This window comes from Gilliamella sp. wkB18 (assembly GCF_001690875.1).
GTDB classification, from domain to species: domain Bacteria; phylum Pseudomonadota; class Gammaproteobacteria; order Enterobacterales; family Orbaceae; genus Gilliamella; species Gilliamella apicola_A.
Genome location: NZ_LZHM01000099.1, coordinates 36,973 through 55,618, shown reverse-complemented (window position 1 = coordinate 55,618; position 18,646 = coordinate 36,973). Strand labels below are relative to the sequence as shown.

Sequence of the window (18,646 nt, the reverse complement as noted above, 5' to 3'; positions counted from 1 at the left end):
CATGTTTATTATTTATAGCCAATTATGAATTATATACTAATAATCAATTAAAGTGCAGGGGGGTGCATTTTTGTTGATTTAACAAAATCAAGGTGAAGTTAATGACAGATACCACTAATTATGATGAATTTAATCGACAATTAATCCTATATAAAATAGGTATTACAGCTGCTGAATTACATGGTTTTATCTCAGGTCTTTTAGCTGGCGGAAATCATGATGAAAGTTGGCGACCATTAGTTGAAGACATGTTAAATAATGGACAAAAAATGCCAGAATATTTAGAGCAACAAATTAGTCAGCTTTATAATATAACTAAGCAGCAATTTTTTGATGAGCATTTTGAATTTCAACTATTTCTTAGCAATAAAGAACTTTATTCTCAGATTAATGATTTAGTAGGTTGGGTAAATCATTTTTTACTTGGTATTGGGCTTGTTCAACCTAAAATTAATCACCTTAAAGGCGATGTCGGTGAAGCAATTTATGATTTACGTCAAATTGTACAATTAGGATATGATGAAAATGAAGATCAGCAAGAGCTTGGTTTCGCATTTGAAGAAATTAAAGAGTATGTTCGTATTACATCCATATTATGTTTTGACGAATTTAATGAGCCCGATATAACGCCAACAATTCATTAAGACTAATCTGTTAAACATTAATTTTAATTGAGGTCATAATGACGATACCAATAGATATCAAATCAGAAATCGTTTCTCGCCGTGAAAAACTTTTTTCACAAATGGAAACTAATAGTGTGGCACTTTTTTTTGCTTCTCCTGAAGTGACACGAAGTAATGATACTTATTATCCTTATCGACAAAATAGTGATTTTTGGTATTTTACATTTTTTTCAGAACCAGAAGCTTTATTTTTGATGATTAAACAAAATGATAACATCCCTAAATGTGTATTGTTTAATCGTAAGAAAGATCCTTTGGCGGAAATATGGACTGGCTATCGTTTAGGTCAGAAAGCTGCTTTTGATACCATTTTGGTAAATGAAGCTTATCTTTTTGATGAAATTGATAAGATATTACCAGATATATTAAATGGTAAAACGAGTATTTATCATGCAGACCAGCAGTATGAATATGCCGATAGGATCGTTAAGCGAGCACTAACAACACTACGGCAAGATGCAAAATTAATAGATTGGCGGCCTATTGTGCATGAAATGCGCATGTTCAAATCTGATTTTGAAATAGCAATGTTACGTAAAGCTTGTGAGATTAGTGCTCAAGCTCACGTACGTGCCATGAAAATATGTCAGCCAAAATTATACGAGTATCAATTAGAGGCTGAAATTTTACATGAATTTGCTTGGCATGGTGCTCGATCATCATCTTACAATACTATTGTTGGAGGAGGAAATAATAGTTGTATATTACATTACGAGAACAACGGTGATCCATTAAAAGACGGTGATTTGGTATTGATTGACGCGGGTTGTGAATATCAATATTATGCTGGAGATATTACTCGTACATTTCCGATTAATGGCAAATTTAATCAAGCTCAACGTGCAATTTATGACATTGTTTTAGCATCCCAATATCAAGCTATTAAACTTTTCAAACCAGGTACATCCATTATGGAAGTAAATAATCATGTGATTAGAACAATGGTTACAGGTTTAGTTAACTTAGGGATTATGAAAGGTGATGTAGAATCTTTGATTACTAATAAAGCTTATACTGCATTTTATATGCATGGTTTAGGGCACTGGCTTGGTATGGATGTTCATGATGTTGGCAGTGGAAGAGATCGTATCTTAGAGCCGGGTATGGTATTGACAGTCGAGCCCGGTTTATATATAAGTCAAGGTGCTAAAGCACCAGAGTGTTATAAAGGAATAGGAGTTCGAATTGAAGATAATATTTTAATTACAGAATCAGGAAACGAAGTTTTAACGTTGGGTGTGCCAAAAGATCCAGAAAAAATTGAAAGCTTAATGAGGCGATGATTTTGTGAATTTAATATTGTTTATCTAACATGGTTTAACTTTAACCAATTAATATTTGATTATGGTAAAATCTAGCTATTATCCAGTTGAATTGATTTATCTCGATTAAAAATAATTTTTGTTTTTAAATCTTTTGTAATAATAGGTTGGTATTTCCATGTTTTCATAGCATTAATAACAGAACGATTAAAGATATTGTTTGGTTTTGCTTTAAGAATGCGAATATTTTCAACTCGGCCATTGCTATTAACATCAAACATTACAATTACATATCCTTCTAAACGCAAATCAAGTGCACGACGTGGATATTCAGGCTGATTTCGGATAATAGCTGAAGGTGTCTTCGAATATTGGTGGTTATTACCAATAGAAGGGGCTACAGAAAGGTTTTCTTTAATTTTATTACTAATTATTTCTTGCTTTACTTGAGGCAAAGACTCTTTTTGAGATAATTTCTGTTTTGGATTCGGTTTGGGTTTGGGTTTGGTTTCTTGTTTTATTGTCACTTCTTTTTTTAAAATGTCCACCAATTTTTCAGGTTTTTTTTCTGTAATAGGTTCTAGATTTTTTTCTTTGACGATTTCAGTTTCGATTATTGGTTTTTCAATTAGTTTGTTGTCTATTCTCTCGCTGTCTCTTGCCCCTTTGATTTCAGGTATATTTTCTACTAATAATTGTTTAGGTGCTGTCAGCTGGGATAAGTCGATCATGATGGCCTTAATGGAATTGTCCCCATTATCAATCATAATGTTTTTGGAAAAAAATGCAGAGCTAAATAATAATACTATTAGACATAAATGTAAAAATACAGAAAGCAAAGTAAATAGGTAGCTATTTTTTTGCTTTATTTGAACTGGTAATTGGGGTACTTTATCATTACCGATATCTATATCAAAGTTAATCTTCATCACTAATATCATTTTTAACTTAAGACTTGTATTTTAAATGAAAATGCTTATCATTTGTAGTCTTTTTTAAAAGAAGATAAAGTTAACCTTGTGACATAATAATATTTATCAGATAATATTTAATAATATACCTGTTATTTTTTTAAGCGGTTAGTCTGATGAATAATCCATCAATGAATCAAATATTCGATCTTGTTAAACATGATTTAGTTAAAGTAAATGAGGCAATACAGGCAGAACTAACTTCTGATGTGGCTTTAATTAATCAATTAGGCAATTACATCATTAGTAGTGGTGGTAAACGTATACGTCCTGTTATCGCATTATTAATAGCCAAAGCACTCAACTACCAAGGTGATAAACATATTATTACTGCTGCTTTTATCGAATTTATTCATACCGCCACCTTATTGCATGATGATGTTGTTGATGAATCAGATTTACGCCGAGGCAAATCAACCGCTAATGCACTTTTTGGCAATGCCGCTAGTGTATTAGTTGGCGATTATATTTACACACGCTCTTTTCAAATGATGGTACGTACAGAATCGTTCAAAGTATTGACGATCATGTCGGCTGCAACTAATGTAATAGCTGAAGGCGAAGTACAACAGTTGATTAATTGTAACGATCCAGATATCACAAAAGAACAATATTTAGATGTAATTTATCGAAAAACGGCACGCCTATTTGAAGCAACATCACATTCTGCTGCTGTCCTAGCTGGAGCTAGTGAGGAGCAAGAGCTTGCCCTACAAGAATATGGAAAATATCTAGGTACAGCCTTTCAAATCATTGATGATCTACTCGATTATAGCGCTGATAGCAATCAAAAATTAGGTAAAAATTTAGGGGATGATCTTAACGAAGGCAAACCTACTCTACCGCTTTTACATGCTATGCACCACACAAAAAACGCCCAAGATGCGGCATTAATACGCCAAGCAATAGAGCAAGGTAATGGTCGACAATTATTAGATCGTATTTTAAACATCATGGACGAATGTGGTTCACTAGATTTTACGTTACAAACCGCTCAAAAAGAAGCGCAAAAAGCGTTTGACGTTATCGCAATTTTACCTGATACGCCTTATAAACAAGCGTTACAAGATCTTGCCTTATTGTCAGTAAAAAGGGAAAACTAATTAATCAATATTGCAAATAAATCTGTTGAACAGATATTTTTATACTGAAACACATAAGTTTCCTGAAACTTCTTGTCATCAGTTTTATATACAATAACTTTAATTAAGGTAATTATTTATGTTTAAAAGGACTTTGCCTGTTTTATTAATTTTTATTTCGATGATTTCAGTACAAGGCAGTGCATCAATTGCTAAATATCTGTTTCCTATATTAGGGCCTGAAGGGATGACGGCTTGGCGATTGTTTTTTTCATCCATTATGTTGATTCTTATATTTAAACCATGGCGTAAAACAATGACAAAACAGGCATTGAAATATGTTTTTTTGTATGGTATTTCAATTGGTGGTATGAATTTAGCGTTTTACAACGCAATTGCACGAGTGCCACTGGGGGTCGCTGTCGCTATTGAACTTACAGGACCCATTATGGTGGCAATGTGCTCATCTCGAAAACTACTTGATTTTATTTGGCTAAGTATTGCTATTATTGGTCTGTCTATGCTTTTACCACTTTATCAAGTTTCAGATAATTTAGATCCTATAGGGATTTTCTTTGCGTTGTTAGCGGGAAGTGGGTGGGCATGTTACATTTTATTTGGACGCAAAGCCTGCACTATTTATGGGACATCAAGTGTAGCAGTTGGATCGGTTATTGCTGCCTGTTTTTTATTTCCTATTGGTATTTGGCAAAGTGGTAGTACAATGTTTTCGTTGGAATTGCTTCCGCTTATTTTTGTTGTTTCGTTATTGGCATCGGCAATCCCTTATGGCTTAGACATGATTGCACTACCAAGGTTACCTGCGCAAACATTTAGTACATTAATGAGCTTGTCTCCTGTCTTTGCAGCGTTTTCTGGGTTAGTGGTTTTGCACGAGCAGTTAACTGGTAATCAATGGTTAGCCATTGCCTTTATTATCATGTCATCCATAGGCACAGTACTTACGATGAGCTATCCAGTAAAGATTAAACCGATTAAATCAAATAGTGAAACGAAGCAAAAAAATTAACCGATTAAAAGCAATATCGCACTGTTTATCAGTGCGATATTGTTTGGAAAGTTGATATGAAGCTTGTGATAGTTATATTACCCCTATTGAAAATTTGAATTTATGACACTTTAACGAGGAGGCAATCCCATACTTCCACCCATTAATTCTTTCATTTGGCGCATCATCTTCATCATGCCACCACCTTTCATTTTTTTCATCATCTTTTGCATATCTTCAAACTGTTTTAATAGCTTGTTAACATCTTGAACTTGAGTTCCCGAACCGTTGGCAATACGGCGTTTACGAGAACCTTTAATGATTTCAGGATTAGCACGCTCTTTTAATGTCATCGAACCAATGATTGCTTCCATTTTTATGGTAATTTTATCATCCATTTGTGCTTTAATATGATCTGGAAGTTGGCCAATACCGGGTAATTTAGCTAGCAAAGCCCCCATTCCTCCCATATTACGCATCTGCTTGAGTTGGTCTTGAAAGTCATTAAAATCGAACTTATCGCCTTTTTTTAATTTTTTAGCAATTTTCTCGGCTTTTTCGCGATCAACGTTACTTTGTAATTCTTCAATTAAAGATAGTACATCGCCCATACCTAAAATACGTGAAGCAATGCGATCAGGATAAAACGGCTCTAAAGCATCGGTTTTTTCTCCCATTCCAAGGAATTTAATTGGTTTACCGGTAATATGACGAATTGATAACGCAGCTCCACCACGTGCATCGCCATCGACTTTAGTTAAAATTACCCCAGTAAGAGGTAATGCATCATTAAACGCTTTAGCTGTATTGGCAGCATCTTGTCCTGTCATAGCATCAACCACAAATAATGTTTCGATTGGATTAATGGCTTGATGAAGAGCTTTGATCTCATCCATCATGTCGCTATCGACATGCAAACGACCTGCGGTATCGACAATAAGCACATCAAAGAATTGCAATTTTGCATGAGAAATAGCTTTATTTACGATACTGATCGGTTTTTCAGTAACATCAGATGGAAAGAACTCAACATCAATTGCTTTAGCCAAAGTTTCTAACTGTTTAATTGCAGCGGGTCGATAAACATCGGCAGACACCACTAGAACTTTCTTTTTCTGTTTTTCTTTGAGGAATTTAGCCAGTTTAGCAACGCTAGTTGTTTTACCAGCACCTTGTAACCCAGCCATTAACATAACAGCAGGTGGTTGGGTTGCCAAATTGAGCGAACTGTTGACTTCACCCATTGCGCTAGTGAGTTCATTTTGAACTATTTTGATAAATTCTTGCCCTGGAGTTAGACTCTTGCTGACGTCTAATCCAACGGCTTTTTCTTTAACTTGATTAATAAATTGACGAACCACTGGCAGGGCAACATCAGCTTCGAGCAATGCCATACGCACATCGCGCAACGCATCTTTAATATTGTCTTCAGATAGTCGTCCACGACCACTAATATTGCGAAATGTCTGTGATAAACGGTTGGTTAAATTCTCGAACATATTAACTCTCGTAAAAAATAAAAAATTTTGGTTATCATAGCAGAAAATTATCGGAAGTCCCATGATCATAATTTTGTTCTACCTTGACACTAAATTATGATCCTGTTCAAATGGTTACAAGATAATTATTAATAAATTTTACCTATTTTATTTTCTAAAGCTAGCGTAAAGCAATAAAAGGAGGAATTGATATGATAAACATCATTAATACTGATAAAGCACCTGCTGCTATTGGTCCTTATGTACAGGCTATAAATTTAGGGAATATGTTATTTGTTTCAGGACAAATACCTTTAGATCCGATTACCGGTGAAATGCCAAGTTGTGTGAAAGAACAAGCAAAACAAAGTTTAGCAAATGTTAAAGCGATTATTACCACTGCTGGTTATCAAGTGAATAATATTGTCAAAGCAACTATTTTTCTAGCTGATATGAATGATTTTACTTCGGTAAATGCGGTATACGAAGCCTTTTTTATTGAAAATAATGCGCCTTTCCCTGCTCGTTCTTGCGTACAAGTTGCTCGAATTCCTAAAGATGCTAAAGTTGAAATAGAAGTGATTGCTGCTAAATAAATTTATTTACCTAATTAGCACCAAAAGGTGCTAATTTTTGTCAAAAAGTTTCAGAAAAACCCTATGTTTTAGTATAAAGAAGCGAGTTAAAACACGTTACATTTTTAGTTATCCTATCTATTACTTTTTATTATCAAAAATATAGCCATTTTCTTAACCAAAAATGAAATTAATTATTTATTGTTAAGCTGTTATTTAATGATTGATTGCCAATAAAGTTGGTGCAATAATCTACAATTATTTATCATTATTTTTGTTTTAGCTGGATTGTGAATATGTTTGAAAAAGTAGAACCGTACGCAGGGGACCCGATTTTATCGTTAGTTTCTGAATTTATTAATGATAATCGCATTAATAAGACTAATTTAAGCATTGGTTATTATTATAATGAAAACAACGTAGTTCCTCAATTAGAATGCATAAAAATGGCTCGCGATTATATTTATCATCACAATCAAGAAGCACAGCTTTATTTGCCTATGAGTGGATTACCATCCTATTGCCAAGCTATTGGCTCTTTGTTATTTGGCGAACAACACCCAGCTTATAAAGATAAACGTATCGCAACAATACAAACACTAGGCGGATCGGGGGCTCTTAAAATAGGTGCTGATTTTTTATTTCGCTATTTCCCAAATTCACAAGTATGGGTCAGCGATCCAACTTGGGAAAATCACATCGCCATTTTTAATGGTGCAGGTTTTAAAGTAAACAAATATCCTTACTTTGATGAACAAACGTGTGGCGTAAAATTTGAAGCAATGCTTGAAACATTAAGTCAATTACCTACTAAAAGCATTGTCTTACTACATCCTTGTTGCCATAACCCAACTGGCGCCGATCTAACACAATCACAGTGGGATAAAGTGATAACAATTTTACAAGAACGAGATCTTATTCCATTTATGGATATTGCTTATCAAGGTTTTGGCAAAGGTATTGAAGAAGACGCTTATGCGATTCGAAAAATGGCAAATGCAGGATTGTGTGGATTTGTCAGTAACTCATTTTCAAAAACATTTTCACTTTATGGTGAACGAGTTGGAGGTTTATCAGTTTTATGTGATAACAGCAAAGCCGCACGCTGTGTATTAGGGCAGCTGCAAGCACTAGTTCGCCAAAATTATTCTACCCCAGCGGCATATGGTGTACAGTTAGTAAGTTATGTTTTAAATAATCCAGGAGTTAAAGCGAAATGGTTAAAAGAAGTCGACTCCATGAGAACTCGCATTGTAACCATGCGATCAACTCTGGTGGAATTATTAAAACAAGCAGCACCTGATTGTCATTTTGATTATTTAGTAAAACAGCAGGGCATGTTCAGTTATACCGGTTTTAGTAAAGAGCAAGTTACACAATTGAAAGATAATTTTGCTATTTATTTGGTGGATAGCGGAAGAATGTGTGTAGCAGGTTTAAATCACCATAATATCGAGCGTGTGGCAGAAGCATTTGCTGCATTAAAATAATCATATTAATAAAGGAGTGTATTTTATGTTCCATAAAATGTTAATGTTAATATTAGGGATAGCAATGATGACTCTTGTTGTTGGATGTAATACAGTAAAAGGTGTTGGCGAAGATGTCGAATCGGGTGGAAAAGCCATTTCACATACAGCCGAAAAAGTGAGCGACAAAATGTAACTAACGTTATAGATTATTTACAAATATTTTAACGTCTTAAATATATTTAGTTAAATGTCACGTATTTTATTTATAGTTACATTATTTTTACTTGTTGGGTGCAGCTTATTAAATTTTCGAACTGCACCTTTAACTATAGAAAATTGACAATATTCAAATCTATCAGGTATTGAATTTTTATTAAATCCACTACCTTCATACAAGTCAAGTTATCATCATGTTTATATTACCCAAAGTCAAGAAGGCAAACATTTTCCTAGTAGTTATACTGGAATAAAAGGAAAATTAACCGATTAAATTCTTGTTTGTAATTACCTCAAATAGGAATTTTTGCGCACACCAAATTTATTCGAAAGAGCCTCTTTATATGATGATCTTTACACCATCAAAGTACAAAAAGAAGCACGTGATCGAAAAGGACAATTTGTAGTAAAGCAAGCCGTGCTACAAAATTGCCAAATTGTTTATATCACTATTGATTCTTTAGCTAAAGACAGAGATAATCCTTTGCTAATTGAATCTAACTATTTAACAATTATTAGATATGCACAAAAATGACCAAAGGAAAGGAGCTGAAAGGATTAGGCGGTTGGCTAATTTTAGTCGGTATTGGTTTAATTATGAGTTTTATTGGTTTTGCTTATACTCTTTTTTGTACACTAGGTATGATTATATTTAGTGGCATATGACCACTATTAACGGATCCTGAATCTGAAAATTACATCGCTAATTTTAGTTGGTTTTTTTATTAGAAATAGGAATAACTAGTTTAATTTTTCTTTTAAATGGCTATATCATATATTTGTTTTTTACTAAAAATTATAAGTTTCCTATTTTTTTATTGTATTTAGACTTGGTTATGCCGTTTTAATGCCATTAAGTATATATTTAAGCTTTTTAATATTACAATCTAATTTCAATTTTTATGATATAAAAAATACTGTTAGAGTAATTATTTATGCCTGTATTTTTATAACTTATATATTAAAGTCAGAACGAGTCAAAAATACATTTGTTAATGGTCGCCGTAGTGAAATTACTCATAGCGACATAATTAGTTAATTTATTTTAAGGAAATAAAATGACACCAAATTTAGACAATTTAGTGAATGGAAAAGTAACAAAAGCGGTTATCCCTGTTGCCGGTTTGGGTACTCGCATGTTACCAGCAACTAAAGCCATTCCCAAAGAGATGCTCCCCGTTGTTGACAAGCCACTTATTCAATATGTAGTTAAAGAATGTATTGCTGCAGGTATAACTGAAATTATATTTGTTACGCACTCATCAAAAAACTCAATTGAAAACCACTTCGATACCAGTTTTGAATTAGAAGCCATGTTAGAAGCGCGTGTTAAACGCCAATTATTGCAAGAAGTACAAGGCATTTTACCTAAAAATGTCACTATAACTAGCGTCCGCCAAGGTTTGGCTAAAGGGCTTGGTCATGCGGTATTATGTGCTTATCCTTTAGTTGGTGATGAACCATTTGCTGTTGTTTTACCGGATGTGATTATTGATGAATACGAAAGTAACCTAGCCAGCGATAATTTAGCCGCAATGATCAAAAATTATCATGAAACCAAACACAGCCAAATCATGGTAGAGCCAGTACCAAAAGAATTAGTTTCTTCTTATGGTATTGTTGACTGTCGTGGTGAAGTGTTATCTGCTGGCAATGTTGCACAAATGTATAGCGTTGTTGAAAAACCATCGGTTGACGAAGCACCATCAAATCAATCTGTAGTTGGGCGCTATGTTTTATCAGAAAAAATTTGGCCTTTACTTGCTAAAACGCCATTAGGAGCAGGTGGTGAAATTCAATTAACTGATGCCATTGCAATGCTACTTGAAGAAGATTCCGTTGATGCTTATTGCATAAAAGGCCGTAGCCATGACTGTGGTAATAAGTTGGGTTATGTACAAACTTTTGTTCAATATGCAATGCGCCATAAAATACTTGGTAAGGATGTGACAGCTTGGTTAAAAAATATTTAATGTTTTGAAATTTATGTTTAATTATAAAAGAGGACGCATGATAGCGCCCTTTTTTATATAATTTTTTAAGTTTTGGTATTTCCATTATCCAAAGTTATATTAGGATCGTTATAAATGTTCATATCCATTAATCCTATCTCCCGATCGGTAGCAATGGCTGCAGCCATGGTACCTGAAACATTGGCCAAAGTCCGAGCCATATCAATAATTGGATCAATAGCTAAAACCATACCAATTAATGGGAAGTATTCTGCCATGCCCATACCTGACAAAACAACGGTTGCCGCAACCGTTGCTGTGCCGGGAATACCTGCGATGCCAATTGAACCAATAACCACGACAATGACAAGCATAATATAAAATTGGATATTAGTATCAATGCCAACCATATGAGCTACCATAACTGCAAGTAAAGCTGGGAAGAAACCAGCACATCCATTCATTCCTATGGTACTACCTAGTGAGCCAACTAAATTTGCTGTACCTGTATTAACACCCATTCGCACGGTTAAGGTTGAGATAGTCATTGGTAATGAACCGACAGATGAGCGACTTGTAAAGGCTAATAACCATGTTCCTAGCGCTTTTTTTATAAACATGGTTGGTGAAATACCATGAATCACAACAATGGCAACATGTACAATCAACATAATCAATGTGGCGACGTAAATTGCAGCAACAAAACTTGAAACCTGAATAATTGCGGGTATTCCGTTAGAAATAATGGTGCGAGCGAGTAAAGCAATTACTGCATAGGGCATGTATTTTATGACTGTCATCGCAATCGACATGATGATCTTATAAATTGCTTCGATAAACGTTTTAAATAAGGCAATCGGTTGTGAGTTTTTCTTTTCCATTCTGTTGGCAGCAATCCCCATTAAGGCTGAGAAGATGACCAATCCAACAATATTTTCGTTTACCATTGATGCAATAATATTGCTTGGAATTAGATTTATAAAGGTATCAATAATATTAGTGTATTGTTTTGCCTGAGCTTGATTTACAGAACTTGGGCTTATTTCACCTAATGTAAATAGATTAGCTAATAAAATACCAACAATACAAGCAATTGCTGTTGTAAAAAGTAACCAAAAAATTCCTCTGAATGCGATTTGGGGTAGATTTTTTTTACCCGAGAAATCGATAATTACTTTAACAATGGATACAAATATGAGTGGTATTACTAACATTCGGATAAAAGCGATAAATGCTCGACCAAATAGTCCATACCAAGTTGCAGTTTCTTGCATCCAGATTGTTGATGAGTCAGGAAATTCTGCTATGGCTTGAATGCCTAAACCAAGCACAGCACCAAGTATTAACCCAACTAACATACGTATTGAAAAATTAACTTTTCTCTTTTGTAATGGTCTCATTACTGCAAAAAAACAGATGAGCAATAGCCCAATACCAATTAGTGTTTGATAATGAGTAATAGATAAGAACTTTTCAAAAAAGATTCCTTGAAAAATGGCATCTGGCATATTTAACCCTCACCCCTTAGTAATAAATTTAATTATCTAGTAAAATGTTTATTGATAGATTTATTAATATCTATCTTAATCAGTTAAATCATGTAATGAATGTTATTTCACGTTATCTACCTATTTGCATTATCCAAAATATATTTAAGTAATATGAGTGTGTCTTTATATTGCTCATAATACCTTTATCTATTTTGCGATTGAGCCTGCAATATTTAAAATATCCCACGGTCTGGAAAATGGTGGTGCATAAAGAAAATCTATCATGGCTAATTCATCAATTTTCAAATTCGTCCATATTGCGGTTGCAAGAGTGTTGAGCCTTAATGCCGCACCTTGCCCTCCAGCTATTTGACCACCTAAAATCACTCGAGTGTCGGCATGATAGATAAGTTTTGCTGTTACACTTGTTTGACCGGCAACATAGTTGCTGTGATTTTTATCTTTAACTATGACTGTTTTATAAGGAATTCCAGCTTTTTCGGCTTCGCTTTCAGTTAAACCTGTTCGTCCTGCTTCAATATCAAAGACTTTTAAGGCTGAGGTGCCAATAGTGCCGGGATATTCACAATTTCCGCCACCTAAATTTTCGCCTACAATTTTGCCTAGTTTGTTTGCCCCTGTAGCGAGTGGAATATATACCATTGAATGACTAACTCTATGGTGAAGGGCAACACAATCTCCAGCAGCATAAATATCTGCCATATTAGTTTGTCCAAAGCTGTTGGTGATTATGGCACCATTTGCAAGTGTCTTGATACCAAGGTTTTTATAGATATCATTTTTTGGCTTAACACCGGTTGCAATAATAACAACATCAGCAGGGTATCGTGATTTATCAGTAATTACATGTGTGACATTGTGCGATCCTTCAAAGCCAAGTACTCGCTCTTGCAAATGTAGATCACAATGTTGTTTAATATTTTCTTCAATTAGTTCAGTAATTTGTCTATCAAATGCATCGATAAGAATTCTGTCATCCAATTGAATCAATTTGACGTTTTTTTGTAAAGCAACAAGCGATTCAGCTATTTCAAGCCCAATATATCCAGCACCTATAACAATCAAATTTTTGATATTTGAGTTGGATAATGTCTGTTTGATAGCTAACCCATCATGCAGGTTGCGTAATGTGAAGATATTTTTTAGTTGACTATTTTTAAAAGGGGGAATAATGGGACTTGCACCAACTGCAAGTAGTAACTTGTCATAGCTATCATCAAAGCAATTGCCAGTATTGAGATCTTTAACAGTTAATTTTTTTTGATTAGTATCAATAGCAATGACTTCATGTAAAGTTTTTATTTCAATACCATCTTTTTGAAATTGCTCGGGCGTTCGGGATATCATTTCGTTGGCGTCAGTAAAATGGTTACCAATAAAATAAGGTAAACCGCAAGCACCAAACGAAACAATATCTGATTTTTCATAAATACGGATGGTTGCCTCAGGGTTCATTCTTTTAGCCTTTGCTGCAGCACTTGCGCCTGCGGCTTGAGCGCCAATGATGATTATTTTCACTTAATTTTCTCCTCAGTGCTCAGATACTGAATTATAAAATAATACCTTATCATACGCCATAGATTACCTTGGTGATAGATAGTTAGCATTAATATTCGTTAATTTAAAATTTTATTCGTTTGAAAATCAACAATTACTTGTTAGTGTAATTTTTTTAGTCGTATTATTTTTGTTAGAAAGTTTTCGGTAACTATGTGTTTCAGTATAAATTATTAAGTATAGGTGGCTGAGTTTGGTTGATTAATGCCATGATTAAATTAATTTGTAAGTCAGTGTCATTTAATGTGGGAATATAATAAAATGATTTTCCACCTGCATTTAAAAAGATTTCTCGATTTTCTTCGTCAATTTCGTAAATAGTTTCAATACAATCTACCGAAAATCCGGGACAGATGACGTGCGCATTGTTAACACCACTTTTTGCTAATGTTTGTAGTGTATCGCTGGTACTTGGTGTAACCCATTTGCCTTTTCCAAATTTCGATTGATAAGCCATTTGAATTGGTATATTTATGTTATTTGTTCGGCATTTTTCGATTAATAACTGTGTGGTCATTTCACAACGTTGAATATAATCCTCTTTTCGTTTGTAAATATAACGCTCAGGAATACCATGATAAGAAAGTATAAGCACTTCAGGCTCGCCTTGGCATTGAAATGCTTTCTTAATTTGTAAATAAAGTGCATTGATATAGCTTGGATGATCGGCATAATCACGAATATAGTCAATACTATTTATGATTTTGTCGGTTGCTATAATTTGTTTAAGTTTATCAAGTACAGCGAGTGTTGTGGTTGTTGAGTATTGTGGAAAAAGTGGCAATACCGTAATTTTTGAACATGATTGAAGCTTGTTCAATGCAGATTGAATATTGGGTTCACCATAGGTCATGGCTAATTCACATTGAATATTTGGTAAGTGGTGTTGTAATTTATCACATAATAATTGGCTGTAATGAAGTAAAGGTGATGAGCCATTTATCCAAATTTTTTGGTAATGATGAATAATGTAAGGCACTCGTTTAGGTATTACAAGGTACTTTAAAATCGGATACCAAAATAGTTTCGGTAAATCAACGACATGGCGATCGAGTAAGAACTCGGTTAAGTACCGTTTTATTGCATCTGGTGTTGCCGCGTTTGGTGTACCTAGATTAATCAGCAATAACCCTTGTTTTTTATTCACAAGTAATCCTTATTTTGAGCAAAGATAATAGTTGATAATGTTAAAAAGCCTATGTAGTGCGCCTTGATTTTGTTTTAATACTTGATACGCTTGTTCGCCAATTTGTTGACTACGCGTTTTATTTTCTAAAAGCCCATTAATCGCTGAATAAAGGGAATCGGCTGTGCTAGCACAAATGATCATGCCATCAGCTGAAATAAGTTGCTCACAAATCACTTTAAAATTGAAAAAATGTTCGCCACTAATGATTGGGATGTGGTGAAGTGCGGGTTCTAATGGATTATGCCCTCCATGTTTCACTAAACTGCCACCAACAAAGGCAATATCTGCAATACCATAAAGTTCTATTAATTCTCCCATCGTATCACCCAAAATGACTTGGGTTTGTTTAGCAGGAATTTGACCGCTACTGCGGTTTATATAATTTAATCCGCAATCATTAATTAATTTTTTGACTGTTTTAAAGCGTTCTGGGTGGCGGGGGACAATAATCAATAACAAATCAGGATATTTTTGTAATAACCGCTTAAAGGCAGATAAGATGATTTCATCTTCTCCATTATGTGTACTTGCGGCAATAAAGATAGGGCGATCTAATTGCCACCGCTGTTTTAGCGTTTTGATTTTTTGCTGTTGTTGATCTGTTAAATCAATATCAAATTTAATACTACCAGTTATTGTTAAGCGATCACGAGGTAAGCCCAGTGAAGTAAAACGTTCCCCATCTTGCTTATTTTGTGCGGCAATTGCACTAATTTTTGATAGTAAATTGCTAATGGATCGCCCTAGTTTACTGTATCGATTAGCTGAGCGTTCTGATAATCTGGCATTGGCAATAATTAGCTGAATATTTCGTTTATAACACTGACAGATAAAATTAGGCCAAAGCTCAGTTTCCATAATGATCACTAATTTAGGATTGACCGTATTTAAAAAACGATTTATTGCGCAGGGCAAATCATAAGGTAAATATACATGGCTGACGCTATCACCAAGTAATGATTTAACTTGCTCTGAGCCTGTTGGCGTCATGGTGGTAACAGTGATAGGTAAACTAGGATACTGTTGTGTAAGTGCTTTGATTAGTGGGATGGCTGCTATCGTTTCACCCACCGATACGGCATGCACTAAAATACCGTTAGATTTAACTTTATTTTTGCAAAAACCATAGCGTTCAAGCCAACGCTTTCGATAAGCTGGTGCTTTACGACTACGCCAAAGCAGTCTTAGCCAAACCAGTGGTTGAATCAAATATAATAAAAAAGTATATAAAATTTGCATACTAATTATAAGTTGGTTAGATCAAAAAAGTGTTCACGATAATAAACAAGTTCAGCAATTGAGTCACGAATATCATCAAGCGCTTGGTGTGAACTTTGTTTGCTAATCCCTTTTAGTATTTCAGGTTTCCAACGTTTAGCTAATTCTTTAATTGTGCTGACATCTAAATAGCGATAATGAAAATAACTTTCTAAATTAGGCATGTAGTTAAATAAAAAACGACGATCTTGCCCAATAGTATTACCGCAAATTGGAGAGCTGTTTTCTGGTACCCATTGTTTTAAAAATTCGATGGTTTGTTGTTCGGCCTGTTGTTCAGTAATAGTACTTTTGCGAACTCGCTCAATAAGTCCTGATTTGCCATGGGTGTTTTGGTTCCATTCATCCATTAATGCTAATTGCTCATCAGATTGATGAACTGCAATCACAGGACCTTCAGCAAGGATATTTAAGTTAGAATCGGTAACAATGGTTGCGAGCTCAATAATACGATCAGTTATTGGATTGAGTCCAGTCATTTCAAGGTCTATCCAAATTAGATTGTTACTATTAATTTGAGATTGTTTGTTCATAATTTGCTATAGAGATTTTCTTTTTGATACTGAGTAGTGTAGCATAACTGACAATCTGTTTTAGTAAAAAAATGAGTACTATGGCAAAAAATAAACTATCCAATAATCAAAAAAGACGTGTAGCAGCAAAACATCAGCAACGATTAGCAATAAAGAAAGATGAGAGTCTGGCAAATTTTTCATCACCTCGTGACGGTATAGTAATAAGTCGTTTTGGTAAGTCTGCTGATGTTGAAGATAGTGCAGGTCTTATTTATCGTTGTAGTATTCGTCGCACGTTACCTTCGATAGTCACTGGTGATAAAGTAGTATGGCGCGAAAGTTTAGAGCCAAACACCAATGGTATTATTGAAGCAGTTCACCCAAGACATTCTGAACTTGTCCGACCTGATTTTTATGATGGCGTTAAACCCGTTGCGGCAAATGTAGATCAAATTGTGATTATATCGGCTGTATTGCCAGAGCTGTCTCTTAATATTATTGACCGCTATTTAGTCGCTTGTGAAGCGGTTGATATAAAACCGATTATTATTTTAAATAAAATTGATTTATTAAACGATGCTGAGCGTGAAAATATTGATAATCAATTGGCTATTTATACTAAAATTGGTTATCAAGTGTTGTATGTTTCATGCCAACATCAACAAGGCATTGCTGTGTTACAAGATATTTTACAAGATAAGGTTTCCATTTTAGTAGGACAGTCAGGTGTGGGAAAATCAAGTATTATTAATTTATTGTTACCTTATCAATCACAATCAGTTATGACTGGAGGTATTTCAGAAATATCCGGACTGGGTCAACATACAACCACTTCCTCTCGGCTTTATCACTTACCAAATGGTGGAGATATTATTGACTCACCAGGGATCCGCGAATTCGGTTTATGGCACTTAGAGCCAGAACAAGTAATTAGTGGTTTTAAAGAATTTGATAATTATTTAGGCGGTTGCCACTTTCGCGATTGTAATCACTTTGATACGCCAGGTTGTTTACTACAAAAAGCGGTACAAGATGGTAAAATTGCACCATCAAGGCTTGATAACTATCATCGAATTTTGCAAACAATGCAAGAAGTTAAGGCAAAAACTAACAAAATCTATAAATAATCAGCTTGATTCATTTATAACAAAATTAACTTAAATAAGTTGTATTTGTGTTTGAGTCATTACTGTAATTACTTGCTGCTCACAATTAGAGGTAACCTTTTGAAAGTCATTACTAGATTGTGAGCAATGAATATAATATTTAACATCTATTTTTTTAATGCAAAACCAATAGCTACATATGCCCAACCTTGGAAAATAAGGTCAATACCTAAAAACATACCTAATACCCAAAGACTGTCATATGGCCAACCTGCAATAATCATAAATCCTAAAATTAATGTAATAATCCCTGAGGTTAAAATCCATCCCCAACGAGGTAAATTGCGGTTATTCATAGCAGCAAATATTTGTGTAAAGCCGCTCATAATTAGCAAGAATGAAATCACCAATGTTAAGGCTGATGAAATAGCAACAGGTTGGAAAAATGACATTAGACCAATAAAAATGTATAAAATCCCCATTACTGCCCATAATGCTGACTGACCAAAACCTTTAATGCGAAATGAATGTAGTGCTTGGGCAATACCTGCAATTAAAATTAATGAACCAATAAAATAGACAGAAAAGACGGTTGCCATGAACTGATAGCTTAATGCTAAGCTTCCCAATATAATTAAAATAATACCAACTAAAATAAACCAGTTTGATCTTTCTTTAAGATTGTAGACATTGTTTTCGTTAGATATCATGTTATTTACCTATTTTTATAAGTTAATTTTGGATTTCAAATTAAAACCACTTTTAAGACTCATAGTTTGTCAATGGT

At 34.3% G+C, this 18,646-nt stretch carries 20 protein-coding genes; 12 read left to right on the top strand and 8 right to left on the bottom strand.

Features of this window, described 5'->3' with window-relative positions:
* Positions 1-101: 101 nt before the first annotated feature.
* Together A9G48_RS10270 and pepP are read left to right on the top strand one after the other, a co-directional pair.
* Positions 102-644, top strand: coding sequence for a UPF0149 family protein (locus A9G48_RS10270; RefSeq protein WP_034948295.1), 543 nt, complete (start codon positions 102-104; stop codon positions 642-644).
* A gap of 38 nt (positions 645-682) precedes the next feature.
* Positions 683-1,969, top strand: coding sequence for a Xaa-Pro aminopeptidase (pepP, locus tag A9G48_RS10265; protein WP_051825456.1), 1,287 nt, complete (start codon positions 683-685; stop codon positions 1,967-1,969).
* Positions 1,970-2,040: 71 nt separating this feature from the next.
* Here the strand turns inward: pepP and A9G48_RS10260 are convergent, their stop codons facing one another.
* Positions 2,041-2,877 carry a TonB family protein gene (locus A9G48_RS10260; RefSeq protein ID WP_051825454.1) on the bottom strand — a complete coding sequence of 279 codons (837 nt, stop codon included), beginning with the start codon at positions 2,875-2,877 and terminating at the stop codon, positions 2,041-2,043.
* A gap of 158 nt (positions 2,878-3,035) precedes the next feature.
* On the opposite strand from A9G48_RS10260, the gene ispB reads away from it, so the two are divergent.
* Positions 3,036-4,022 (top strand): octaprenyl diphosphate synthase, encoded by a 987-nt coding sequence (gene ispB / locus A9G48_RS10255; protein WP_051825452.1) that lies wholly within the window; start codon positions 3,036-3,038, stop codon positions 4,020-4,022.
* A 118-nt stretch (positions 4,023-4,140) separates the two neighbouring features.
* A complete protein-coding gene (locus tag A9G48_RS10250) occupies positions 4,141-5,031 on the top strand; it encodes an EamA family transporter (RefSeq protein WP_034948290.1) in 891 nt (296 codons plus the stop codon).
* A gap of 110 nt (positions 5,032-5,141) precedes the next feature.
* Here A9G48_RS10250 and ffh read toward each other — a convergent pair whose 3' ends face one another.
* Complete coding sequence (ffh, locus tag A9G48_RS10245) at positions 5,142-6,509, bottom strand: signal recognition particle protein (protein WP_065576142.1); 1,368 nt, start codon at positions 6,507-6,509, stop codon at positions 5,142-5,144.
* A gap of 191 nt (positions 6,510-6,700) precedes the next feature.
* Here ffh and A9G48_RS10240 point away from each other — a divergent pair, with 191 nt between their 5' ends.
* The 7 genes from A9G48_RS10240 (at position 6,701) to galU (ending at position 10,724) form a co-directional block, all read left to right on the top strand.
* Complete coding sequence (locus A9G48_RS10240) at positions 6,701-7,084, top strand: RidA family protein (protein ID WP_034948279.1); 384 nt, start codon at positions 6,701-6,703, stop codon at positions 7,082-7,084.
* A 275-nt stretch (positions 7,085-7,359) separates the two neighbouring features.
* Complete coding sequence (locus tag A9G48_RS10235; RefSeq protein ID WP_034948277.1) at positions 7,360-8,553, top strand: amino acid aminotransferase; 1,194 nt, start codon at positions 7,360-7,362, stop codon at positions 8,551-8,553.
* 43 nt (positions 8,554-8,596) lie between these two features.
* On the top strand, positions 8,597-8,728 hold the full coding sequence (locus A9G48_RS10230) for an entericidin A/B family lipoprotein (protein ID WP_442903347.1): 132 nt from the start codon (positions 8,597-8,599) through the stop codon (positions 8,726-8,728).
* Positions 8,729-9,058: 330 nt separating this feature from the next.
* A complete protein-coding gene (locus A9G48_RS10225) occupies positions 9,059-9,286 on the top strand; it encodes a hypothetical protein (RefSeq protein ID WP_034948274.1) in 228 nt (75 codons plus the stop codon).
* A complete protein-coding gene (locus tag A9G48_RS11980) occupies positions 9,283-9,417 on the top strand; it encodes a hypothetical protein (RefSeq protein ID WP_255305674.1) in 135 nt (44 codons plus the stop codon). Before A9G48_RS10225 ends, A9G48_RS11980 begins: the two co-directional genes overlap by 4 nt.
* A gap of 151 nt (positions 9,418-9,568) precedes the next feature.
* Positions 9,569-9,790 carry a DUF2569 family protein gene (locus A9G48_RS12230; protein ID WP_442902657.1) on the top strand — a complete coding sequence of 74 codons (222 nt, stop codon included), beginning with the start codon at positions 9,569-9,571 and terminating at the stop codon, positions 9,788-9,790.
* A 19-nt stretch (positions 9,791-9,809) separates the two neighbouring features.
* Positions 9,810-10,724, top strand: coding sequence for a UTP--glucose-1-phosphate uridylyltransferase GalU (gene galU, locus A9G48_RS10220; RefSeq protein ID WP_034948266.1), 915 nt, complete (start codon positions 9,810-9,812; stop codon positions 10,722-10,724).
* A 65-nt stretch (positions 10,725-10,789) separates the two neighbouring features.
* Here the strand turns inward: galU and A9G48_RS10215 are convergent, their stop codons facing one another.
* The 5 genes from A9G48_RS10215 to orn all read right to left on the bottom strand — a co-directional run bounded on the left by A9G48_RS10215 (position 10,790) and on the right by orn (position 16,771).
* Complete coding sequence (locus tag A9G48_RS10215; protein ID WP_051825450.1) at positions 10,790-12,211, bottom strand: cation:dicarboxylate symporter family transporter; 1,422 nt, start codon at positions 12,209-12,211, stop codon at positions 10,790-10,792.
* 189 nt (positions 12,212-12,400) lie between these two features.
* The gene (locus A9G48_RS10210) at positions 12,401-13,732 is read right to left on the bottom strand and encodes a CoA-disulfide reductase (protein ID WP_034948263.1); all 1,332 of its coding nucleotides are present in this window, start codon (positions 13,730-13,732) and stop codon (positions 12,401-12,403) included.
* A gap of 199 nt (positions 13,733-13,931) precedes the next feature.
* Positions 13,932-14,918 (bottom strand): ferrochelatase, encoded by a 987-nt coding sequence (hemH, locus tag A9G48_RS10205; protein ID WP_065568676.1) that lies wholly within the window; start codon positions 14,916-14,918, stop codon positions 13,932-13,934.
* 9 nt (positions 14,919-14,927) lie between these two features.
* A complete protein-coding gene (gene waaA / locus A9G48_RS10200) occupies positions 14,928-16,199 on the bottom strand; it encodes a lipid IV(A) 3-deoxy-D-manno-octulosonic acid transferase (protein WP_034948257.1) in 1,272 nt (423 codons plus the stop codon).
* 5 nt (positions 16,200-16,204) lie between these two features.
* A complete protein-coding gene (orn, locus tag A9G48_RS10195; RefSeq protein WP_034948246.1) occupies positions 16,205-16,771 on the bottom strand; it encodes an oligoribonuclease in 567 nt (188 codons plus the stop codon).
* An 80-nt stretch (positions 16,772-16,851) separates the two neighbouring features.
* Here orn and rsgA point away from each other — a divergent pair, with 80 nt between their 5' ends.
* The gene (gene rsgA / locus A9G48_RS10190; RefSeq protein WP_065576139.1) at positions 16,852-17,880 is read left to right on the top strand and encodes a small ribosomal subunit biogenesis GTPase RsgA; all 1,029 of its coding nucleotides are present in this window, start codon (positions 16,852-16,854) and stop codon (positions 17,878-17,880) included.
* 146 nt (positions 17,881-18,026) lie between these two features.
* Here the strand turns inward: rsgA and A9G48_RS10185 are convergent, their stop codons facing one another.
* Positions 18,027-18,569, bottom strand: a complete 543-nt coding sequence (locus tag A9G48_RS10185) for an HdeD family acid-resistance protein (protein WP_065576138.1) — start codon at positions 18,567-18,569, stop codon at positions 18,027-18,029.
* Positions 18,570-18,646: the final 77 nt, after the last annotated feature.